Source organism: Romboutsia sp. MSSM.1001216sp_RTP31141st1_G3_RTP31141_220114, from assembly GCF_039031195.1.
Lineage (GTDB): Bacteria > Bacillota > Clostridia > Peptostreptococcales > Peptostreptococcaceae > Romboutsia_C > Romboutsia_C hominis.
Genome location: NZ_JBCIUO010000003.1, coordinates 78,206 through 102,601, shown reverse-complemented (window position 1 = coordinate 102,601; position 24,396 = coordinate 78,206). Strand labels below are relative to the sequence as shown.

20 protein-coding genes and 2 pseudogenes are annotated in these 24,396 nt (G+C 26.2%); 18 read left to right on the top strand and 4 right to left on the bottom strand.

Annotated elements, in window-relative coordinates; translation table 11 throughout:
• The first annotated feature begins 237 nt into the window (after positions 1-237).
• From ABCP60_RS07365 to ABCP60_RS07350, 4 genes and pseudogenes are all read left to right on the top strand, one after another.
• Positions 238-4,452, top strand: a pseudogene (locus ABCP60_RS07365) (acyl-CoA dehydratase activase-related protein).
• A 281-nt stretch (positions 4,453-4,733) separates the two neighbouring features.
• Positions 4,734-6,041: a hypothetical protein gene (locus ABCP60_RS07360; RefSeq protein WP_092925391.1), complete on the top strand. Its 1,308-nt coding sequence runs from the start codon at positions 4,734-4,736 to the stop codon at positions 6,039-6,041.
• Between the two features lie 97 nt (positions 6,042-6,138).
• Positions 6,139-6,450, top strand: a pseudogene (locus ABCP60_RS07355) (Spx/MgsR family RNA polymerase-binding regulatory protein); the annotation flags it as partial.
• Between the two features lie 130 nt (positions 6,451-6,580).
• Positions 6,581-7,285, top strand: coding sequence for an N-acetylmuramoyl-L-alanine amidase (locus tag ABCP60_RS07350; RefSeq protein ID WP_166505569.1), 705 nt, complete (start codon positions 6,581-6,583; stop codon positions 7,283-7,285).
• 60 nt (positions 7,286-7,345) lie between these two features.
• Here the strand turns inward: ABCP60_RS07350 and ABCP60_RS07345 are convergent, their stop codons facing one another.
• A complete protein-coding gene (locus tag ABCP60_RS07345) occupies positions 7,346-7,576 on the bottom strand; it encodes a hypothetical protein (RefSeq protein ID WP_141664384.1) in 231 nt (76 codons plus the stop codon).
• Positions 7,577-7,719: 143 nt separating this feature from the next.
• On the opposite strand from ABCP60_RS07345, the gene larE reads away from it, so the two are divergent.
• From larE to truA, 8 genes are all read left to right on the top strand, one after another.
• Positions 7,720-8,529 carry an ATP-dependent sacrificial sulfur transferase LarE gene (gene larE, locus ABCP60_RS07340; RefSeq protein ID WP_092925398.1) on the top strand — a complete coding sequence of 270 codons (810 nt, stop codon included), beginning with the start codon at positions 7,720-7,722 and terminating at the stop codon, positions 8,527-8,529.
• A 9-nt stretch (positions 8,530-8,538) separates the two neighbouring features.
• Complete coding sequence (locus ABCP60_RS07335; protein WP_343101541.1) at positions 8,539-9,681, top strand: class I SAM-dependent RNA methyltransferase; 1,143 nt, start codon at positions 8,539-8,541, stop codon at positions 9,679-9,681.
• A gap of 60 nt (positions 9,682-9,741) precedes the next feature.
• Positions 9,742-10,413: a hypothetical protein gene (locus ABCP60_RS07330; RefSeq protein WP_343101540.1), complete on the top strand. Its 672-nt coding sequence runs from the start codon at positions 9,742-9,744 to the stop codon at positions 10,411-10,413.
• Positions 10,414-10,575: 162 nt separating this feature from the next.
• On the top strand, positions 10,576-11,199 hold the full coding sequence (locus ABCP60_RS07325) for an HD domain-containing protein (RefSeq protein WP_092925404.1): 624 nt from the start codon (positions 10,576-10,578) through the stop codon (positions 11,197-11,199).
• A 10-nt stretch (positions 11,200-11,209) separates the two neighbouring features.
• Positions 11,210-12,613, top strand: coding sequence for a VCBS repeat-containing protein (locus tag ABCP60_RS07320; RefSeq protein WP_343101539.1), 1,404 nt, complete (start codon positions 11,210-11,212; stop codon positions 12,611-12,613).
• 17 nt (positions 12,614-12,630) lie between these two features.
• The gene (walR, locus tag ABCP60_RS07315; RefSeq protein WP_092925408.1) at positions 12,631-13,329 is read left to right on the top strand and encodes a cell wall metabolism DNA-binding response regulator WalR; all 699 of its coding nucleotides are present in this window, start codon (positions 12,631-12,633) and stop codon (positions 13,327-13,329) included.
• Between the two features lie 2 nt (positions 13,330-13,331).
• The gene (locus ABCP60_RS07310; RefSeq protein ID WP_092925410.1) at positions 13,332-14,801 is read left to right on the top strand and encodes an ATP-binding protein; all 1,470 of its coding nucleotides are present in this window, start codon (positions 13,332-13,334) and stop codon (positions 14,799-14,801) included.
• A 96-nt stretch (positions 14,802-14,897) separates the two neighbouring features.
• Positions 14,898-15,635 (top strand): tRNA pseudouridine(38-40) synthase TruA, encoded by a 738-nt coding sequence (truA, locus tag ABCP60_RS07305; protein WP_166505563.1) that lies wholly within the window; start codon positions 14,898-14,900, stop codon positions 15,633-15,635.
• Between the two features lie 30 nt (positions 15,636-15,665).
• Here the strand turns inward: truA and ABCP60_RS07300 are convergent, their stop codons facing one another.
• Together ABCP60_RS07300 and ABCP60_RS07295 are read right to left on the bottom strand one after the other, a co-directional pair.
• Complete coding sequence (locus ABCP60_RS07300) at positions 15,666-16,046, bottom strand: DUF4363 family protein (RefSeq protein ID WP_166505562.1); 381 nt, start codon at positions 16,044-16,046, stop codon at positions 15,666-15,668.
• A 25-nt stretch (positions 16,047-16,071) separates the two neighbouring features.
• The gene (locus ABCP60_RS07295; protein ID WP_343101538.1) at positions 16,072-16,722 is read right to left on the bottom strand and encodes a DUF421 domain-containing protein; all 651 of its coding nucleotides are present in this window, start codon (positions 16,720-16,722) and stop codon (positions 16,072-16,074) included.
• 194 nt (positions 16,723-16,916) lie between these two features.
• On the opposite strand from ABCP60_RS07295, the gene miaB reads away from it, so the two are divergent.
• Positions 16,917-18,350 carry a tRNA (N6-isopentenyl adenosine(37)-C2)-methylthiotransferase MiaB gene (gene miaB / locus ABCP60_RS07290; RefSeq protein WP_092925418.1) on the top strand — a complete coding sequence of 478 codons (1,434 nt, stop codon included), beginning with the start codon at positions 16,917-16,919 and terminating at the stop codon, positions 18,348-18,350.
• 121 nt (positions 18,351-18,471) lie between these two features.
• On the opposite strand, the gene ABCP60_RS07285 is transcribed toward miaB, so the two are convergent.
• Positions 18,472-19,083 (bottom strand): CoA pyrophosphatase, encoded by a 612-nt coding sequence (locus ABCP60_RS07285; protein WP_166505561.1) that lies wholly within the window; start codon positions 19,081-19,083, stop codon positions 18,472-18,474.
• A 224-nt stretch (positions 19,084-19,307) separates the two neighbouring features.
• Between ABCP60_RS07285 and ABCP60_RS07280 the strand changes: the two genes are divergently transcribed.
• The 5 genes from ABCP60_RS07280 to ABCP60_RS07260 all read left to right on the top strand — a co-directional run bounded on the left by ABCP60_RS07280 (position 19,308) and on the right by ABCP60_RS07260 (position 24,190).
• Entirely contained in the window at positions 19,308-20,354 is a 1,047-nt protein-coding gene (locus ABCP60_RS07280; RefSeq protein WP_092925422.1) for a hypothetical protein, read from the top strand.
• Between the two features lie 124 nt (positions 20,355-20,478).
• Positions 20,479-21,132, top strand: a complete 654-nt coding sequence (locus ABCP60_RS07275) for a diphthine--ammonia ligase (RefSeq protein ID WP_092925424.1) — start codon at positions 20,479-20,481, stop codon at positions 21,130-21,132.
• A 200-nt stretch (positions 21,133-21,332) separates the two neighbouring features.
• Complete coding sequence (locus ABCP60_RS07270) at positions 21,333-22,949, top strand: Na/Pi cotransporter family protein (protein WP_092925426.1); 1,617 nt, start codon at positions 21,333-21,335, stop codon at positions 22,947-22,949.
• A 138-nt stretch (positions 22,950-23,087) separates the two neighbouring features.
• Positions 23,088-23,627, top strand: a complete 540-nt coding sequence (locus tag ABCP60_RS07265; RefSeq protein ID WP_343101537.1) for a chromate transporter — start codon at positions 23,088-23,090, stop codon at positions 23,625-23,627.
• Positions 23,624-24,190 carry a chromate transporter gene (locus tag ABCP60_RS07260; protein ID WP_207733573.1) on the top strand — a complete coding sequence of 189 codons (567 nt, stop codon included), beginning with the start codon at positions 23,624-23,626 and terminating at the stop codon, positions 24,188-24,190. Before ABCP60_RS07265 ends, ABCP60_RS07260 begins: the two co-directional genes overlap by 4 nt.
• The last annotated feature ends 206 nt before the right edge of the window (positions 24,191-24,396 follow it).

Below are 24,396 nucleotides of genomic sequence, written 5' to 3'. Positions count from 1 at the left end.
ATCTATGAATTAAAGTTATAGTAACATATTTAGAAAAAGTAAAGGTATTCGCATATACAGTAGCTCAAAAATAATTTTTAAGCAACGAACGAAGTCGTTGGAGACATGAGCGAAGCGAATTTTTTATGTATATATATAAATATCAACTTAAAAAACTTATAAATTTTGGCTACATATAAATATCTAAAAAAGCATAAAACTTAATAATAGATAAACAGAAAATATGGGGGATTTAACATGAATAGATTATTTTCATTAGGTATAGATATTGGCTCAACTACAGTCAAAGTTGTGGTATTTGATGATGATAATAATATTGTATATAAAAATTATAAAAGACATTTGTCAAGTATAAAAAATACAGTTTTAGATACATTATTAGACGTACAAAGTATACTAGAAGGTAGAGAAATAACTGTAGCAATAACAGGGTCATGTGGAATCGATATGGCTAAGAGACTAAAAATAGATTTTATACAGGAAGTAATAGCATCTACAGAAGCTATAAAGTATTTTTATCCAGAAACTGATGTGGTTATTGAATTGGGAGGAGAAGATGCAAAGGTAACTTATTTAACAGATGGAATAGATCAAAGGATGAATGGTATATGTGCAGGAGGAACAGGTGCATTTATAGACCAAATGGCATATCTTTTACAGACCGACTCTAATGGATTAAATGAACTTGCAAAAAATTATGATACGATTTACAAGATAGCATCAAGATGTGGTGTATTTGCAAAAACAGATATACAACCTCTTTTAAATGATGGAGCTAAAAAAGAAAACATTGCAATGAGTATATTTAATGCAGTTGCTATACAAACTGTTAGTGCATTAGCTTGTGGGAGAGAGATAAAAGGTAAGGTTGCTTTTTTAGGAGGACCATTATATTTTTTATCAGAACTAAGATATGCTTTTAAAAGGGTGTTAAATTTAGATGAAGAAGATATAATATTTCCTAAGGATGCCCAACTTTATGTATGTATGGGAGCTAGTTTAATATCAAAAAAAGGTAGCAAAGTTAACCTTGAATCATTGATAGATAAAATTAAGAATTTGGATAAAGAAGGTATAAATAAAATAAGTAAATTAGAGCCACTATTTAAAGATAAAAATGAATATGAAATATTTTTAAAAAGGCATAACAAAAAAGATATAGGATATAAAGATATAGAAAAAGTAGTAGGGAATTGTTATTTAGGTATAGACGCAGGGTCAACTACAACAAAAGTAGTTTTAATAGATGAAGAAAAAAATATATTATATAGTCACTATAGTAGTAATAATGGAAGACCTTTAGATACAGTCAAAGCAGTTTTAATTGATATATATAGCAAATTACCTAAAAAAGCTAATATATGTTACTCAACAGTAACAGGTTATGGTGAAGGTCTTATAAAGAAGGCATTAGGTATAGATTTTGGGGAAATAGAAACTATAGCACATTATAAAGGAGCAAAGTATTTTAATGATAAAGTTGACTTCATATTAGATATAGGTGGGCAAGATATGAAGTGTTTAAAAATTAAAGATAGTGTAATTGATAATATAATATTAAATGAAGCATGCTCATCTGGATGTGGTTCATTTTTAGAAAATTTTTCAGAATCATTGTCTATAGACATAAAAGAATTCGCAAAAATAGGAACATTATCTAAATTACCAGTAGATTTAGGTTCAAGATGTACTGTATTTATGAATTCAAAGGTAAAGCAAGCACAAAAAGAAGGTGCTAGCATAGCAGACATATCAGCTGGTCTTTCCTATTCCATAATAAAAAACGCATTATATAAGGTTATTAAAGAAAATAATTTTGATAATTTAGGGAGTAATATAGTTGTCCAAGGAGGTACATTTAATAATGACTCAGTACTTAGAAGTTTTGAAAAGATAATAAACAAAGAGGTAATAAGACCATCTATAGCTGGGTTAATGGGGGCTTTTGGATGTGCTTTAATATCAATGGATATGCATAATGGTAGCAATAAAAGCACCTTACTTAATTTAGACAAAGTAAAAAACATAGAAGTTAGTTCAAAAACTTCAAGATGTGGTGGATGCTCAAATAATTGTTTATTAACAATAAATAAATTTTATGATGAATTATTCATATCAGGAAATAGATGCGAGAGGGGAGAAGCTTTATATAATGATAATAAAATAAAAGAAAATAAGATAAATCTTTATAAATATAAATATAATCGAATATTTAACTACAAGCCATTAGAAAAATCTAAAGCATTTAGAGGTGAAATAGGTATTCCAAGAGTATTAAATATATATGAAAACTATCCATTTTGGCATACTTTTTTTACAAATATGGGATTTAGAGTAGTTTTATCTAAACGTTCATCAAAAGATTTATATGAAAAAGGAATATCATCTATAACATCAGACACAATTTGCTACCCAGCTAAGATGGTACATGGGCACATAAAAGATTTAATAGAAAAAGATATAAAATATATTTTTTATCCTTGTGTAGTTAATGAAAAAAAAGAAGATGAACGATGTGACAACAACTATAATTGCCCAATAGTTATATCTTACTCAGAAGTTATAAAAAATAATATAGATGAAATAAAAAATATAAATTATATTAATCCTTTTATAAGTCTAAATAATCGTGAGAAACTTATTAAAAACTTATATGAAGAACTATTTAAGTACTTTAATATATCTAAGACTGAGGTAGAAAAGTCTCTAGATAAGGCATATATAGAACAAGAGAGATACAGAAAAGATATAGAAATTGAGGGAGAAAAAGCCTTAAAAGAGATTTATGATAAAAATGAAAAAGGTATAGTTTTATGTGGAAGGCCATACCATATAGATCCGGAGATAAATCATGGAATACCAGAACTTATAAACTCTTTAGGAATAAATGTATTAAGTGAAGATTCTATATGTCACTTATCTAAAATAAATAAATCACTTAGAGTAGTTGATCAGTGGGTATATCACCATAGAATGTATAAAGCAGCAAGTTTTGTAAAAGAAAGTTCTAATTGAGAACTTGTTCAACTAAATTCATTTGGATGTGGTATAGATGCTATTACAATAGATCAAGTCAAAGAAATCTTAAATGAGAAATCTAAAATTCATACAGTTATAAAAATTGATGAGGGAAATAATCTAGGTGCAGCTAAGATAAGGATAAGGTCATTAAAAGCTGCAATAGAAGAAAGAAAAAATAATAAATATATAGAAAATGATCATATCGAATATAAAAAAGGTAGAATAAATAAAAAACATACTATATTAGTACCTCAAATGTCACCTATACATTTTCAATTTTTTAAAGAAACAGTAAATTTAAGTGGGTATAATTTGGTTATTTTAGAAAATATAAAAAGAGAAATAATAGATGAGGGGTTGAAATATGTAAGCAATGATGCATGTTATCCTGCAATAATAGTTATAGGTCAAATTATAGAAGCTTTAAAAACTAGTAAGTATGATTTAAATAGCACTTCTGTAGCTATAACACAAACTGGTGGAGGATGTAGAGCTACTAATTATATAGGATTTTTAAGAAAAGCCCTTTATGATTCTGGTTACAAAGATATACCTGTAATATCTTTAAGTGTAAATGGAATAGAGAAAAATGGATTATCAAAACATATTACACTTAGTATGGCTAATAGATTATTAATGTCTTGTATATATGGAGATTTATTGATGAAAGTTTTATATAGAACAAGACCTTACGAAAAGTATACAAACAGTGCCAATAAATTGTATGATAAATGGGTTTGTATATGCAAAGAATCATTAAAAAAAGCTAGTATATTAGAGTTTAAGAAAAATATAAAAAGTATAATACATGATTTTGATAATTTAGAGTTAATAGATATAAAAAAGCCTAAGGTTGGGTTAGTAGGAGAAATATTAGTAAAATTTCATCCTCTTGCAAACAATTATTTAGTTGATATTATAGAAGCTGAAGGAGGAGAAGCGGTAGTACCTGAGTTATCTAACTTCTTTCTTAGTTGTTGCTTAAATGCAGAATATAAATTTAAACATTTAGATGGAAAATGGATAAATAAAGAATTAGGAAATCTATTTATAAATGCAATGAATATTTATCAAAGCACTTATAATAAAGAATTAATGAAAAGCAAAAGGTTTATTCCTCCAAAAAATATAAGAACTATATCTAAGTATACTGAAAATGTAATATCATTAGGAAATCAAACAGGAGAAGGTTGGTTATTGACAGGAGAAATGTTAGAGTTATTAGAAGATGATATTAAAAATATTATATGCATGCAACCTTTTGGGTGCCTTCCAAATCATATAACAGGAAAAGGTCAAATAAAGAAAATAAAAGAAATGTATAAAGATGCAAATATAATAGCTATTGATTATGATTCATCAGCAAGTGAAATAAATCAAATAAATAGAATAAAATTAATGTTATCAACAGCATTAAAAAATAATTTTTAAAGTATGAATTAAGCCCCTTAAAATAGATAAAATTTAAAGTTATTAGATAACACTACTTTAAGGGGAATCTTTATGTAAGGAAATAATTCAAATATGTGTTTAAAAGAAGAGATTGAAAATGCTATAATATTATAGAAAATCAATTTAAGTTAAAATGAAAAAGATAATTAGTATAATAGATAGTTATATACATTGATATAACAACGATTAATTTAAATCTTAGCTAAAGTTTATTATTTATGATATAATCAAGAAGTACTGCATGGAAGGAGGAAAACATTATGAAAGAAATAAATAGTGCTATATCTTCAGAATACTTAAGATACAAAATAGATGAAGATATAATCATATATCAAGGTAGATTTTGTATTTATTTAGATAAAAAATATAAATGTAGCGGAATAGTGTATTATAAAATGACTCCTCCAGTATCTATAAACTTTAAAGCACAAATACTTTCTGCATATGATGAAGATATAGACTTAGATTTAGATTATGATAATGCAATACTTGAAATTTATGGATATAAGCCAATTTCGATAAGTATAAATTCGATAAATGATTTTAATATAGAAGGATATACAAATGATAGCTATATAAAGTCAAAAAATGCATATGTAGATTATATAGATTTTCATATAATAAACTTAGATAAATTTCCGGGAACACTTATAAAACACGTGGATAAGTTGTTCGCAGGTAGAATTCAATTTGAAATTAATGACTTTGTAGTTACAATAGATAAAAGGTATGATTATAGAAAAGAATTAAATGAAAAACTAAAATCTAAATCTGGTAGTATAATAACTCATATAGGGAGAGTTCAAAGAAAAGATAAAAAACAATTTAAAACTAATAATATAATAGATTTTTTAGATAGGATATCAATAGCACTTAGCTTTATGTGTGGAAGGCATATTGGAATATGCTTAGCTAAAGGGTATCAAGGAAATAACAATGTCTATAGGTTATGGAGAGAAAACATAGTAACTCCATTTAAGTTTGTACCAACTTGGACAGATACTATATCAAATCACCATAATATAGAAAAGTATATGTCTTTAATGTGCAAAAAACTAGAAGATGGATATTGTGGACAAGTTATAAAAAATGTAATAGATTGGTATATAGAATCATTAGGTGAGATAACAATAGAAAATAATATAATATCAATTCAAATTGCATTAGAAGCACTATCTTATATGATACTTGTAGAGCAAGAACAAATACTTAATGATGATGAATTTGACTTAAATAGTGCAGCTAAAAATATAAAAATGGTACTAGATATATGTAAAATCCCATATGGAATGGAAGAATTAGATCTATTTGATGATTGGACTAAAACAAGATTTGATGATGGGGTAGATCTAGTAATATACTTTAGAAATAAAATAGTGCATCCAAGCAGAAGAGATAATAGAGCAAATCTTAGTGTTGAGGATATGTGGAATATAATACAAATAGGGACAAAGTATTTAGAACTAATAGTATTATCTTTTATAGGATATAAAGGAGAATTTTCTAATAGACTAAATGAAAGATGGTTTGGGGAAGTAGAAGTAGTTCCATGGAATAAGTTTGATTAAAAGTATAGCTGTTGGGTAAATATAAAATAAAATGTTAACTAAAAGGGTGAGACAAATGATAAAATTATATGGATATTCAAAATGATCGACTGTAAGAAAAGCCAAGGCTTGGCTTAAGGAAAATAACTTAGAATTTGAGGATATTGAAATAGTTAAAAATCCTCCAACTAAAGAAGAATTAAAAAAAATGTATGAACTAAGTGGATATGAATTAAAAAAATTCTTTAATACTAGTGGTGTAAAATATAGAGAGCTAGGGCTTAAAGATGTAGTTAAAACTGAGAATGATGATAAATTACTAGATATACTATCTAGCGATGGAATGCTTATAAAAAGGCCTATAGCATTTGATGGAAAACATGTTGTGGTAGGTTTTAAAGAAGAGGAATGGAAAGAAAAATTACTATAAAACAAAAGCTGTGTTGTATAATTTATAACACGGCTTTTTGTATTAAAAATAATGTCAAATTATATACCTAAATCATATAATGTATAGGGCTATTTACTATAGCTTAAGTACTATAAAAGGAGAATTAATTATGGTAAAAAAGGTATATATAGATCCAGGTCATGGTGGAAATGATAGTGGAGCTATTGGTATTAATAATCTATATGAAAAAAATATAAATATAGAAGTATCTAAAAAGGTAGAAAAATTATTAAAGAAACAAGGAATAGAAGTAAGGTTAAGTAGGTCTGAAGATAAAACAATATCTTTAGAAGATAGAGTTAGTGATGCAAATAGTTGGGGTGCAGACTGTTTTGTATCTATTCATTGTAATTCATTTAATGGCACAGCTAACGGTATAGAGACGTACTCTCATACATCATCAACTAAGGATTTAGCAAATTATATACATGAAGAATTGCTAAAAACCAAAGCATATACTAAAAATAGAGGAGTAAAGACTGCTAATTTTTATGTAATAAGAAATACTAATATGAGAGCATGTCTTATAGAGCTTGCTTTTATAGATAATCAGGAAGATTACAAAATTCTTACTCAAAAGCAAGAGGCATTAGCAGATGGGATAGCAAGAGGCATATGTAGATATTTAAATATAACGTATACTCCAGTTGACAATGATGTTAATAAACCTATAACACCTATAGATAATAGGGATACTTTATATAGGGTAGTATGTGGCTCATATAATAATAGATTGAATGCTGAAAAAAGAATAGAAGAGTTAAAAGAAAAAGGATTTAATGATGCTTTTATAGTTATATACAAGAAGGAATAAGTAATAGATTAATTAATAAAATCCCAGAGAAATATTACTCTGGGATAAATTAATTATATTCTAGTTTTCTTTTATATATATTTTAGGAATATATATAGTTAAATTATCTAAATTAATAATACTTTCGTAAATTACTTTAGCATTAAGTTTGATGTCGCTATTTTGTAACTCTAAAGAAAGTATAGTGTTATTATAGTTACATATATCTAATGTTTTTTTATCCTCTTTAAATTTTAACTTTATGTTTTTATTACATCTAAGAAAATTTTGTAAGATGTCATAATAATTCATAATAGTCATCCCTCCCCATTTACTATTTTAATATTACAATAAATATATAAAAAACTCAATTTTAAAGTAAAGAGAAATTAAAGTTTGCTTTATATTATAACATTATATATAATTAATTTATTAAATAAGGGAGAGGTGTATTTGTGGAATTAAATGATAAGCTAGAAAAATTAAAAAATAAATTAGCTAAATTAGACAATGTGGCTATAGCTTATTCTGGAGGAGTAGATAGTAATTTTTTACTTAAAGTAGCTAAAGATGTATTAGATAAAAAAGTAGTGGCTATAACTTTAAATGCTATGATGCATAGTAAAAAGGAAATAAACGAAGCAAAAAAGTACGCAAATGAATTTGGTGTTAAGCACCTAGTTATAGATATAGATAATTTAGAATTAGATGAGTTTATCGAAAATAAAAAAGATAGATGCTATCATTGTAAAAAATATGTGTTTAATACTATTAAAAAGATAGCAAAAGATAATAATATAGAGTATGTACTAGATGGAACAAATATAGATGATTTAGGTGATTATAGGCCAGGGCTAAAAGCACTAGAGGAATTAAATATTATAAGTCCATTAAAAGAGTGCAATTTGACTAAAAAAGATATAAGAGTATTATCGAAAGAAATGGGGCTAAAAACATATAATAAGCCGGCTTTTGCATGTCTTGCAACTAGAGTCCCATACAATACAAGAATTACTAAAGAACTTCTTACAAAAATAGAAATGAGCGAGCAATATTTAGCAGATTTAGGATTTAATCAGTTTAGAGTAAGAGTACATGAAAATATTGCTAGAATTGAAGTTGGATTTGATGAGATAGATAAGTTTTTTATTAAAGAAGTACTTAAAAACACTAGTAATAAATTTAAAGAATTTGGATTTGAGTATGTTACCCTAGATATGAATGGATATGAAATGGGTAGTATGAATAAAGATATAAGCAACTAAGGAGGACGTATGAAAAGTTATACATTAGTATCACCATGCTTTTTTGGTATGGAAAAAATGCTAGCAAGAGAAATAAAAGAACTAGGTTTTGAAATAGTAAAAACAGAAGATGGTAGAGTAACTTATAAAACTGGAGAAGATGGTATCGCTAAAGCTAATATGTGGTTAAGATGTGCAGAAAGAGTACACCTTAAAATTGCTGAATTTGAAGCTAAAACTTTTGACGAATTATTTGAAAATACTAAGAGAATAGATTGGTCAAGATACATTCCTTATGAAGCTGAATTTCCAGTATCAAAAGCATCATCTATAAAGTCAAAGTTATATAGTACTACACATATACAATCAATAGTAAAAAAAGCCATAGTAGATAGTTTAAAAGCTAAGTATATGGAAAGAGGACTACTAAAAGAATGTAAAGAAAAATATCCTATATATGTATTTATACATAAAGATATAGTAACTCTTTACATAGATACAACAGGAGATGCTCTTCATAAAAGAGGATACAGAGAAAGAGCTAACAAAGCACCTATAAGAGAAACTTTAGCTGCTGGTATAGTTGATTTAACACCTTGGAAACCAGGTAGAATATTGGTTGATCCTATGTGTGGTTCGGGGACTATGCTTATAGAAGCAGCTATGAAAGCTATAAATATGGCACCAGGTATGAATCGTGAGTTTATATCTGAAAAGTGGAGAACTATAGATAAAAAAATATGGTGGGATGTTAGAAAAGATGCCTATGAGAAAATAAATGAAGATGTAGATTTTAAAATATATGGATATGATATAGATGAAGAAACTATAGAAATAGCTAAAGAAAATGCAGAAATAGCTGGAGTTGATCAATATATAGAATTTAATGTTTTAGATGCAACTAAATTTAAAAGTGATGAAGAGTATGGGTTTATAATAACAAATCCACCTTATGGAGAAAGACTTGAAGACAAAGAAAGTGTCCAAATGCTATATAGAAATTTAGGAAATGCCTTCTTTAGACTTAGAAATTGGTCATATTATTTAATAACTTCTTATGATGAATTTGAAAAAGAGTTTGGAAAACAAGCTGATAAAAAGAGAAAGTTATACAATGGAATGTTAAAAACAAACTTATATCAATATATAGGTCCAAAACCACCTAGAAAATAGTAATATTTAACCCTCTAATATACTATATATAATATAAAGAGTATTTTAGGGGGTGTATTTATGTTTAGAGTTAATAGTAAAAATCGAAAAAAATCACCTAAAGAAAAAACAATTAAGGCACCTAAATATGAAGAGGATTTAAATGAAGTCATACTTAATGATTTCCTTACTGAAGAAAGAAAAAATAATGATGAGTTAGAAAAAGATGTTAAGTCAAAAAAATCAAATAAGTTAAAGGTAAATTTAGGCCTAGGAAGTAAAAAATCTAAACCAAAAAACTCTAAGAAACATCAAGAAGAAAAAGATTTAGCACAGGTAGAGGAAAAAAATAGTAAACAAGTAGAAGAAAAGAGCAAAACTAGCAATAATCCTAGCAAAAAGAGTAAAAATCAAAAAAGTAATAAGTCAGCAACTAAGAAACCTTCTAAAAATAATAAGATAAAACCAAAAGAAGAAGTTAGCCATAAAAAAGTCAAAAGTAAAAAGTCTTCAAATCAAAAAGGAAAAAAAGTAAAACCTTTAAGTGATGAAAGTAATATATATGTAGATGAAAATCAACTTAGTAATGAAATTAATTCTGACGGATATTATGAAATTGAAGCAGATGATTCAGTAGGATTTAGAACTATACAAGAAGAGTCATCTAATGAAGATAATGTAGTGGAAAGTGAAGAAAGCAGCAATAAATTTGAAAATATAGTTTGGTCAGAAGAAAAGTTTCCAAAAAAATAAAGCTGTTAAAATCATATATAAATAAAAAAAAATAAATAGTGATAAAATAAAAAAGCTTAGTTATTCTAAGCTTTTTTTATATATTAAGGTATTATAAATATGTTCGCCAACACGTTGCTTAGGCGAAGTGAATTTTTTATTAAAAAAATAAGGAGAAAAAATATGACTAGTAAAGAGATATTTAATGAGGTAGATGAAATATTACTTAAAAGTAATAAACCTTCTAAAGATATAAGAAGGTTAATTGAAAATGGAGAATTTGATAAAGAGCCATTTGAAATGATAAAAAATCTAGAGAAGGTAGAACAAAATCTAAAATATCATCCAGAAGGAAATGTATTAAATCATATACTATTAGTAGTTGATAAAGCTAGTGAAGTAAAAAAACTTTCAGAAAATGAAAGAGTATTTATGTGGTCAGCTTTACTTCATGATCTAGGAAAACTTACAACGACAAAAATTAGAAGGGGCAAAATAACATCCTATAATCATGATATAGAAGGTGAAAAAATTGGTAAAGTTTTTTTAGATATGGTAAGTAATGACAAAAAATTTAATGAAAGTGTATCTAAAATGATAAGATATCACATGCAACCATTATTTTATGATAAAAATCTTCCTTTTTTTAATCCACAAAATATGATAAATGATGTAAAATATAAAGAGATAGCATTATTATCTTTTTGTGATAGATTAGGAAGAGGAAATTTAAGTTTAGAGACTATAAATAATGAAAAGGAAAGAATAGAAAAGTTTAAACAATATTTTAAAACATACAAAGGATAGGAGGTTTTAGATGAAATTTTTTAAGTTATTAATTGGGGCTAGCTTAATTGTATTTTTAACAACTGGATGTAGTATAACTTCAGAATCTCCTGAAGAGCTTATTAAAGATAAGCCTTTATATAATCAAAATGAATCAGATTTATATAAAGGTATAAAAAAATTACTAACAAAACAAACATCTTTGTTACAGCCAAATAATTCAAAAGAAGCAGCAAAAATAAATGAGGTAGATTTAGACAATGATGGAGAAAAGGAATTAGTAGTATTTCAAAAGAAAGAAAGCCAAGATGATAAAAAAGATGAAGTGGGATTTATTGTATTAACTAAGAATCCTGATGGTACATATACAAATAAAGAAAAAGCTTATTCACTTCAAGAAGGTGAAGAAATACAATATGCTAATTTTTATGATTTAAATAATGATGGAAAAAAAGAAATAGTACTTCTTATAAAATCAGAGGGAAAAACTAATATGTATATATATAATTTTATTGATGATGAAGTAAAAAAAGTATACACATTAGATCCTACATGGTTAGAAGATAGTAAAAATCTTTTAGATATGAAAGTAAAAATTGGATATATTGATGGAGATGATAAGTTAGATATATTAATGCTACATTTTAATCCAAAGACTAATAAAGCATATGCAAGTTTAGCTAACTTTGATAAAGGCCTTAAGCTTGTTAACTATGTTGAGTTTGATAATATAAAAAGTCTGAATAATTCATATATAACATTAGGCACTATATCAACTGAAAATAAAAAGGGTAAAACAATTGAACATAAAGGCATAGTACTTGATATGCCTATACTTAAAAATGATAACTATATAACACAGATATTGTACTTAAAAGATGGTAAATTAAAAAAAGCATTTAAAGATGACGATAAAAGTATAATGAAGCCATACTACATACCAGTAGAGGATATAAACAATGATAAGGTTATAGATATACCTATAGTAAATGGAAGTGGAAATATATATACTTCAAAAACCTCAGCAACTATAAGCTGGTATAGATGGAATGGAAAAGAAAATCTAGAAGATTCATCATTATTATTTACAATTCAGATATATTATAATTATCAATATAAATTTAGCCTTTTAATACCTAATGAACTAGTAAACAAGTTCTGTATAGAACAAGATTATCAAGAGCAAAGTAGTGATGTATTATTTAAATTCTATTATTATGATATACTAGAAACAAAACCTAAAGAATTATTTACAATAGCTGTTGTTAATAAAAATATAATTGATGAAAATAAAAAGAATGTCAATCAATCGTCAATAACACTTGGTGAAAATAACGATTATACTTTCACATTATATATAAACAACTTAGAACAATTAAAAAAATTAAAAATAAATGAAGAGGCATTGAAAGAGTATTTCTCACTTATATATTAATTATTGGGAGGTTTAATATGAAGGAAAAAATATTAATATTAGAAGATGAAATAGGAATAAGAAGTTTTGTTAGTATAAACCTAAAAAGGGAAGGATATGAAATAATAGAAGCAGGAACAGGACAGGAAGCATTAGAAAAAATAAGCAAAGAACCAGATATAAAGCTAGCTCTTTTAGATGTTATGCTTCCAGATATAAGTGGTATAGAAGTATGTAAGTTTATTAGACAAAACTTTGATCAGGTAGGTGTAATAATGCTTACAGCTAAAGCACAGGAAGATGATAAAATCGAAGGGTTTATATCAGGTGCAGATGATTACATGGTGAAGCCTTTTAGTATAAAAGAACTATTAGTAAGAGTATCAGCGCTTTTAAGAAGAGTTAAAAAAGACGAAAATTTATCAAAGGGAAATGAGATAGTATCAGATTCATTTGTATTAAATTTAGATAAAAGGAAATTATTCAAAGATAATGAAGAAATAGAACTTACACCTACTGAATTTTCAATAGTTAAATACTTAATGAAAAATTCAAATCAATCATTAAGTAGAGATCAAATACTTAATGAAGTGTGGGGAACTAATTATTTATATGATTTTAAAATTGTAGATGTAAACATAAGAAGAATAAGAAATAAAATAGAAGAAGACCCATCTAAGCCTAAATATATACAAACAGTTTGGGGTTATGGATACTGTTTTAGAAAGGAAGAATGATATTGTTACATTTTGAAGGCTTAAGAAAGAAGATAATAAAAAATTATTTTACTATAATAATTATAACTGTTATATTATTTGAAGGTCTTTTTATGTTTTATGTACAAAACTACTATTATGATTATGTAAGTCAAATTTTAAAAAGTGAAGCAAATAATATAAATAGACAATATAATAATAACATAGTAAATGAAGCTGATAGCTTTGAAAATAAAGTAAATGCTATACTACAAAAAGAAAACAAAATAAATGCTATATTACAAAAAGAGCACTCAAGTAGTGATTCAAAATTTGCTATTTCAATTATAGATAAAAACTCAAAGATGATTATAGATCAATATGGATTTAAAACTAACGTAGATGTAAATGGAGAAGATATAAGTAGAGCTTTAAAAGATGAGAATAATTTGACTCCATATGTATATAAAATTCCTGAAACGGGGGAGCATGTTATGAGTATATCTGTTCCTCTTAAGACTAACAATATAATAGAAGGTGTAGTAAGATATACTATTTCTTTAGAAGAGATAGATTCAACTATATTTAGAGTAATACTTGGATTAGTATTAGCAGGAATTTGCATATTGCTAATAGCAATATCTTTAAGTCTTAGATTTGCAGAAACTCTTATACAGCCTCTTAGAGAATTAAAACAATTTGCAAATGAACTAGCACATGGAAACTACAGTATAAAACTTAAAAATGTTAATATATCAGATGATGAAATAGGTGATTTAGCAGAAACTTTCATACATATGGCAGAGGAAATAGACAAAAGTGAAAAGTTAAAAGAAGAATTTATATCATCTATATCTCATGAACTTAGAACTCCTCTTACATCTATAAAAGGATGGAGTGAGACACTTTCTTATGAAGGTATAGGCAAAGAAGAGTTAGACCTAGGCTTAGGTATTATACAAGATGAAACAGAAAGACTTATAAAGTTAGTTACAGAATTACTTGATTTTTCTCGCCTTGCATCTGATAGAATAAAATTAAAAATAGATTTAGTAGATATAAGAAAATTATCAGTAGGTGTTGTTAATCAGTTGAAAGTTAAATCTAGTGAAAAAAATATAGATTTATCTGTAGAATTTATAGGAGATTATTTTGAACCTATACAAGGAGATAAAGATAGACTAAGACAAGTTTTAATAAATTTAATACAAAATTCTATCAAGTTTACAGATAACAATGGATTTGTAAAGCTTATAGTATCTCAAAATGAGGAGTATACAACAATAAAAGTTACTGATAATGGTTGTGGTATAGAAACAGAAAATTTAGATAAAGTACTAGATAAATTCTTCCAAGAAGATTATAACAAAGCAGGTAGTGGTTTAGGGCTTGCAATAAGTAATGAAATTGTAAAACTTCATGGTGGATATATGAATCTAGATAGTGAAAAAGGTGTTGGAACAACTATGACGATAGTTGTAAAAAATAAACTTTTAGAATCTATAGATTATTAAATAGTATTAAATATCATAAAAATAGGATATACTTAGATAAAGTATATCCTATTTTTATATAATTAAGGATTATAAATTAATGAAAAGAGGAACAAAATGAGAAATATAAAAATGACAATAAAATATGATGGCTCAAGATATAAGGGGTTTCAAAGATTAAAAGATAATGATATGACAATACAAGGAAAGATAGAAGATGTTCTTAGTAAAATGACTAACGAACATATAGAAATAATAGGATCTGGAAGAACTGATATGGGAGTTCATGCAAGAGGACAGGTTGCTAATTTTAAGACAAATTCTAAGTTAAGTTTAAAAAAAATGCAAGATTATCTATATAATTATCTACCGGAAGATATAGTTATAACTGAACTAGAAGAAGTTGAAGAAAGATTTCATAGTAGATATAATGTTAAGTCAAAAACTTATTTATATAAAATAGATAATAATAAATATCATGATCCATTTACTAGAAGATATACTACTCATATAGAAAAAAAACTAAATATAGATTTAATGAGAGAGGCAAGTGAATATTTAGTTGGGGAGCATGATTTTACTAGTTTTGCTTCTTCTAAATCTAAGAAAAAATCAAATGTTAGAGAAATACATTCAATAGTAATAAATGAAAACAATAATATGATTGATATATATGTTCAAGGTAATGGATTTTTATATAATATGGTAAGGATAATAGCAGGAGCATTAATAGATGTTGGGTCTAAAAGAAAAACTCCACAAGACATAAAAATAATGCTAGAAAATAAAGACAGATCTAAATCATCTGATACGGCACCAGCTAAAGGACTTTGCTTATATAAAGTTACATATTAATAATAAAATAGATGGGAGAAATCCCATCTATTAGAATATATGATTTAAGTCAAACTGTTCATTTTCTATTATATTATGTAATGCATTTTTTATTCTTTGTATCTGCTCAAGTGACATACCTTTATCTTTAGCATAAATAGAACCTTGAAGAATATCTAAATATAAAGATACTTCTCCAAAATACTCATGATTAAATACTTTATACCAAGAATCCTTACTTTCATTAAAGCTTGTTTCATATTCATCTAAAGCTTTTTTAGCACTATCCCAATCACCATCCTTTATATGAAGTTCTATTGATTCAGCTTTTTCAGTGTATAATTTAGCAAAATCATCAAATTTATCAAGAGAATAAAAACTAAATAATAAAAATAAAACTGTCCAAATAAGTGAACATATTAAAGCCTTCAATAAATTTCACCTCATATCTATCGATTTATCTTGTTTGTATAAATACCTTATCATTTTCATCAATACTTAATAATAGGATATCTTTTTTATTTTTTATATTTTTTTTACTTAATATTTCATATAGCCATTTTTTATCTTTTCCAACAATTCTAAGATTTTTATCTATAATATAACCATCTATTATAAGAGACATAGGAAGATGTTCAAAGCATTTTGTAGGGATATCTTTGTATGATGGTGAAGGTAATATACTTAAATTGCCATCTGTTTCAAGTATTGCATATTGAACATCACAAACCTTAAAATACCCTTCAATTCTAAGTTGTTCAAGAAGTTCATCTATTGTAACTCTTTGTTTTTCTAATTCCTTATAATCTATTTTGCCTTTATTTATTAAAATAGATGGAGCCCCGCATAAAAAAGTTCTAACTTTTCTATTTTTTAAAGTTATATAAGAAACAACTATTTGAATAAGCGTAAGGCCTGTAACAGAAGCTATACCATTAATTAAAGGTATATTATTGTTTTCCATAGGCAATGCAGCAACTTCTGCTATTAAAAGAGTTATTACTAAATCAAATGTATTCATTTCTGCTATTTCGCCTTTTCCCATAATTCTCAAAGATATTAAAACAACCATATAAAGTAAAATACTTCTTACCAATACTAACACCATAATTATTTTCCTTTCACATTATATGATAAGTTATTTTACCCTTATTTATAAATTATGATACATAAAACTTAAATTTAATATCTTTAAAATAATTTATAAATTTGATATAATATGGTTTAGTAAATTTGTTTGAAAATAAATAAATATTAATATAAATGTGTAGTTTATTTAAAATTACTGAGGAGATGAAATAGATGAGCAAAAGAAAACAGATAGAAGTTCCTATAGAAAAAATAAAAGAACAAGATAAGTTTATAGATGCAATAAAAGAACAAAACACTAGATATTATGCAATACATCAAGCAAAACCTAGATATTTGATACAAACATTTGGATGTCAAATGAATGAACATGATTCTGAAAAACTATGTGCTATGCTTGAAGCTATGGGGTATGAAAAAGGATTGACTGCTGGAGAATGTGATTTAATAATATACAATACTTGTGCGGTTAGAGAAAATGCAGAATTAAAGGTATATGGTAATTTAGGTCAGTTAAAAGGTCAAAAAAGAAAAAATCCTAATTTAAAAATAGCAGTTTGTGGATGTATGATGCAACAACCTCATGTTGTTAAAGAATTAAAGTCAAAATATAGACATGTTGATTTAGTATTTGGAACACATAATCTATACAAATTCCCTGAATTATTAGTTAAGTCAATGGATGAAAATACTATGTTAGTTGATGTATGGGATGTTGATGGTGAAGTTGTAGAAGGTTTAAGAAGCAATAGAAAATTTGAACTTAAAGCTTTTGTAAATATAATGTATGGTTGCAATAACTTCTGTACTTACTGTATAGTACCATACACTAGAGGTAGAGAAAGAAGTAGAAAGCCTGAAGATATAATATCTGAAATAAAAGAATTGGTAGCTAATGGGACAAAAGAGGTTACATTACTTGGGCAAAATGTTGATTCATATGGAAAAACACTAGAAGAACCAATAAGCTTTGATAAGTTGCTTAGAATGGTAAATGAAATAGAGGGAATAGAAAGAATCAGATTTATGACTTCTCATCCTAAAGATATATCCGATGAAGTTATATATGCTATAAGAGATTGTGACAAAGTATGTGAATTTTTACACTTACCAGTTCAATGTGGAAGTTCAACTTTACTTAAAAAGATGAATAGACACTATACTAAGGAATATTATTTAGAAATTATAGAAAAAGCTAAAAAAGAAATACCAGATATAGCATTTTCTACTGATTTAATGATAGGATTCCCAGGTGAAACAGAAGAAGATGTATTAGATACTATAGATGTAGTTGAAAAAGTAAGATATGACTCAGCATTTACATTTATATATTCAAAGAGAGAAGGAACTCCAGCAGCTAAGATGGAAGATCAAATACCAGAAGATGTAAAACACGAAAGATTTAATAGAGTACTAGACAAAGTTAATGAAATAGTTGCTCAAATAAATAAAAGTTATGTAGGTAAAACTGTTGAAGTTTTAGTTGAAGGAAAAAGTAAAACTGATGATAATAAGTTTACAGGAAGAACAAGACAAAATAAGTTAGTAAACTTTGAAGCTAAAGAGGATGAAGATTTAATAGGAAAGTTAGTAATGGTTGATATAACTAGTGCTACTAACTTCTCATTAGTAGGAAAAATAAAATAAATAAAAAAGGTATCTCTTGTGTAATTTCAAGAGATACCTTTTTATTTAAAATATAGAATATTAACTAGATGTATATAAGAATTAACAAAATTTTTAATTATTAAGGAAGTAATTAACACTTCTAATTAGATATTATAGATAAAAAGTTTTCTAGTATTTTTGCTGTTATACCCCAAATTGTATAATTTTTATAAGAATAAAATAAAACAGAATAATTACCTGTATCAAATTTATAATTTTCTTTATTAGGAATTTTATCAAATGGAAAATCTGAACTTGGTATAGTTTTAACATCGCTATTATAAATATTTGGTACACTTTCTAGTAAATATGATATAGGAACTAAGAATATGTGATCTACCTCAGAAGTATTTATACTAAAATTATCTATATCATTTATATATCCTAAAAATGGATGTATTATTAAGTTTGATGGAGTAACTAGTAAATCTAATTCACAAATAATATCAATATTATTATAAGTTGTTCCAAGCTCTTCACATGTCTCCCTTATAGCCGTATCTATAGGTAATTCCCCAAGCTCTATTTTACCACCAGGGAAACATATTTCATTAGGTTGTGTTTTTAAATTTTTAGATCTAACTTCAAATAAGATATAGTGCTTATTATCTTTTTTTACTATTGGAATTAACACAGATGCTTTTTTCATATTTTCATGTCCGTTTATATATGCTTTATAGTTTTTAAATTTTTCTTTAAAATTGTAAATCATAAAGTCCTCCTTGTTAATGTCATAATACTATTATAATATGAATTATAAAAAATTATAGCAAAATACAATTTAAATAATAGCTAATTAGTAAAATAATAGAAACATCAACTAAAAATATATGCTTATATAAGCTAGTTAATTTTTAAATTTAAAAACTAACTATAAGATAAAATTCATGTTATAATTATATATGACTTTAAACTATAATTAGTAAGGAGATTAAAATGTTAGAAGACATCACAAGAAATGACATAAATATATATGTAAAAGAAGATGAAAGATACATAAGCATACCAAAAGATATAATAAATAATAATACACATCTATTAGGTGATTATATAAAAATACAGTCAAGTATAAATAACTTAAAATCTGATATAAATAGATATCTATTTGATAAAAATAGTGCTAAAAACGATACACAGATATTAAATGATATTATAAAATTAAAAAGTGAAGAAAAATTAGAAGATGTACTTGCTTATACTGACATAGATTTAAGTAATATAGAAGATAAATTAAAAAAGCTTTGTGCATGTTTTTCTATAAGTGTAGATGATATAAATTCTATCAAAGATGAATTAGCAAGTAATTATGTAAATAATTCACACGATATGGGTGTAGTAGACAAGTTATACATAAATGAAATAATTAAACATATAGAGGATTCTCATATGTATTCCCTTAGAGATAGATCTAGATATGGGACTATATCTAATGAATATAAGGTAAAAAGTAGAGATGAGATAATAGATTTAAATGAACATGAAATAGGTGGACAATATGCTCCAATACTTGTTATATATAGACCTGCAAAGTATGTAAGAGGTGAATATATACTAGAAGAGAAATCTTATGTATATATAAAAAGGCAACCATTAAATGCCCTTATAAATCAAGAAAGATTAGAAGAAAAAGGCATTGATTCTATGGGAGCTATAATTTATAAAAAGTTAAAGGCAGATCTTACCAATGAAAATCTTCAAGAAATACTAGCCGAACTTTATGTATATTCACAACAAAACTCTTTAAAATTTGAAAATATAAGACTAGCAGATATAACTTCCAATAAAGTATGGATGACAGCAGATAAATTAAAAAAAGAATTCAAAGAACTTAGATATTACAATAAAAACCTTACACAAAAAGTTAAAGAAATATATGATTCTGCTAATAATTATTACACTCAAATAGGAGGAAAGTACATATTTAACACAAGAGAATTTATGCACTCATACAAAACATTTAAAGGTAAGGATATTAGTAAATAAAAATAAAGTCTACATATATTGTAGGCTTTATTTTTGTAAATTTACTTTTGAGTTGATACATAAAATGACTTTTTATATAATTAATATATAGTGTCATAAAAAATCAGATAAAAGGAGAACGTGTATGGGAGAGAAATTTGTAATGTCATTTAGCGGGGGAAAAGATAGTACTCTAGCATTATATAGAATGATAAAAAGAGGTTATGAGCCCGTGGGTTTACTTGTAACCTTTAAAAAAGGCAAAGATAGTTCATTTACACATAGTATAAAAAAAGATTTATTATATAAAGTAAGTAAGTCTTTAGATATACCATTATTAATAGTAGAATGTGACATGAATAATTATGAAAAAGAATTTACAAAAACACTTTTAAAAGCCAAGGATATGGGAGCTAAAATTTGTGTATTTGGGGATATAGATATAGTAGATCACAGAAAATGGTGTGAAGATAGATGCAGTGAAGCTAATATAAAGTGCGAACTTCCACTTTGGCAAGAAGACAGAGAAGCTTTAGTTTATGAATTTATAAACGAAGGATTTGAAACTGTTATAAAAATAGTTAACTTAAAATATTTACCAATTGATTTATTAGGACAAACTTTAAATAAAGATGTAGTTAAAAGAATAAAGGATTTAGGAAGTGATCCTTGTGGAGAAAATGGAGAGTATCATACTTTTGTAGTTGATGGACCTATATTTAAAAATAAAATAAAGTACATACAAAATGAGAATGTCGTAGATAATAACTATGGTATATTAGATATATCATTAGTATAATTATATTTTGTACAAGTAAAAAGATATAGTTTTTAACTATATCTTTTTATGATTATTTAAATATAAAAAATATTTAAAAAGTTAAAGAAATGTAAAAAATTTAACATAAAATTAACAAAACATGTCGAAAATTCTGATAAGATAAAGAGGTGACAAAAAAGTAAGAAAAATAACCATAATTTTCTGAGGAGGAATAGACAGTGAGCATATTCATAAACCTTATTGGAGGTTTAGGACTTTTCTTATATGGAATGAACTTAATGGGAGAAGGTCTTCAAAAATCTACTGGACCTAAGCTTGAAAAAGCTATCGAACTTTTAACTAGTAATGTAGTAATGGGTGTTTTAGTTGGTGCCGTTGTTACAGGAATTATACAAAGTAGTGGAGCTACTACTGTAATGGTAGTTGGTTTTGTAAATGCAGGTATAATGAGTTTATACCAAGCAATAGGTGTTATAATGGGTGCAAATATAGGTACTACAGTAACAGCTCAGTTAGTATCATTTGATGCAAGTATAATATCATCATTAGCCCTTGGGGTAGGAATTATATTATATATGATAGGATCTAAATCAAAGCCAAATCTAAAAAATATATCAGAAATATTAATAGGTTTTGCTATATTATTTATAGGTATGGAATTTATGAAAGAGGCTGTGGCACCTTTATCTAAAATTGAAGCATTTAGAAATATGCTGCAAGGTCTTGCAAGTCATCCAGTAATAGCTTTACTTGCTGGTTTTGCTATGACAACTTGTTTACAAAGTTCAAGTGCATCAATGGGAATATTAATAGCGTTAGCATCACAAGGATTAATGCCACTTTCTGGAGCATTACCAATATTATACGGAGATAATATAGGAAGTTGTACAACATCTTTAATATCAAGTATAGGAACTAATAAAAATGCAAAAAGAGCTGCAGTTATGCACTTAACATTTAATGTAATAGGAACAATATTATTTATGATAGTACTTAACAAACCAATAAGTATGATAGTTACACATTTAGATCCAACAGATATATCAAGACAAATAGCAAACTCTCATACTTTATTTAATATAATAAATGTAATAATATTATTACCATTTTCTAAGTACATAGTTAAGATAGTGATGAAGCTTATACCTGATAATGGTGATGAAGAATATGATGAAAGAGCAACTAAGTTTTTAGATGAGCGAATGCTAGAAACTCCATCAATAGCATTAGGAAATGTTGTAAAAGAAACCTTAAGAATGGGAAGAAAAGCCAATGAAACATTAGAGTGTTCAATAAAAGCTATTAGAGAAAATTCACAAGAAGATATTCAAAAAACTTTTGATAAAGAAGACATAGTAAATCAATTACAAAAGAAGCTTATAGATTATTTAGTGAAATTATCTAAGAAATCTTTAGATGATAAATTAATAGAGCAAGTTGACTTTTTATTTAATACAGTAAATGATATAGAAAGAGTTAGTGATCATTCTGAAAATATGGCTGAACTAGCACAAGATCTTATAAATTCAAATGCTAATTTATCAAAAGAAGCAAAAGATGAAATAGCATATATTTATGAAAAAGTTACAAAAGTATATACATTATCTCTTCAAGCTATGAAAGAAGATAATAAAGAACTAGCAAAAGAGGTACTAGGCTTAGAAGAAGAAGTTGATTGTATGGAGAAATCATTTAGATCAAGTCACATGGAAAGATTAAATAAAAATCTATGCAAAATAGACTCTGGTATAGTTTACTTAGATTTATTAAGTAATTTAGAAAGAATAGCAGATCATTCAACTAATATAGCTAAAAGAGTTATACATTCAAAATAATTAAAAAAACAACCCTAAAAAACAGGGTTGTTTTTTTATGATTTATATTACTATTTTGTATTAAAAATTTAAGATATAGATTTTTACAATACAAAATAGTAATATATACATATATGGTAGAAATAATAAGGAGACGATATGAAAGAGTTACTTGATTTATTTAAAACTTTTGCAAGGATCGGTGGATTAACATTTGGAGGTGGTTATGCAATGCTTCCTATGTTAGAAAAAGAAATAGTAGATAATAAAAATTGGGTTACAAATGAAGAACTATTAGATTACTACGCAGTAGGGCAAGCTACACCAGGTGTAATAGCAATAAATGTTGCAACATTTGTAGGATATAAAACAAAAGGTATATTAGGAGCAGCTTTTGCTACAATAGGAATGGTATTCCCATCACTAGTTATAATTATATTAATAGCATCAACTCTTAAGAATTTTTCTAATTATAAAATTGTACAGCATGCATTAGGTGGCATAAGGGTAGCAGTAAGTGTTTTGATATTTAATGCAGTTTGTAAGCTGTATAAAAACTCAGTTAAAGATAATATAGGAACTATAATATTTTTATCAACCGTTATACTAGGTGCATTTTTCTATGTTTCTCCTATTTATATAGTAGTAGGGGCGGCAGTATTTGGTATAGCCTTTAAATATAGGAGAGATAAAAAATGATTACATATATACAGTTATTCTTTGAATTTTTTAAAACTGGACTATTTGCAGTAGGTGGTGGACTTGCAACACTCCCGTTTTTAAGTGATATAGCAAGTAAATATAATTGGTTTGATAAATCAATGTTAGCTGACATGGTGGCAGTTAGCCAATCAACACCAGGGCCTATGGGAATAAATATGGCAACATTTGCTGGATATAATGCTAAAGGTATTATAGGTTCTTTAGTTGCAACAACAGGACTTGTACTTCCATCATTTATAATAATAATTATAATAGCTAACTTTTTAAATAAATTTAAAGAAAATACTATAGTTACATCTATATTTTATGGATTAAGACCCGCAGTAACTGGACTTATAGCAGTAGCTTTATTTGAAATATTAAAGTTATCTATAATAACTGTAAGTAATTTTGTTGAAAGTAAAAATATATTATATATATTTGACTACAAAGCTTTAATATTAGCTATAGGTATATTTATATTATCTAGAAAATCTAAAAAACACCCGGCTATATTTATTTTAATAGGAGCAGTAGCCGGAATAATATTAGGGCTTTAAAAGATTAGTCAATTTGACTAATCTTTTTTATGATAAAGCAATAACTGTAGAGTTAAAATAGATTTAATAAAAAAGAACTGACATAAATTTTGCTAGTTCTTTTTTATTATTAACTTAATAACAATTTTCAGTTATGGTATAATAAATAATTAGATTAAAGTTAAAGATTAAATATTTAAACTTACGAAGTCTTAAAATAAACATTA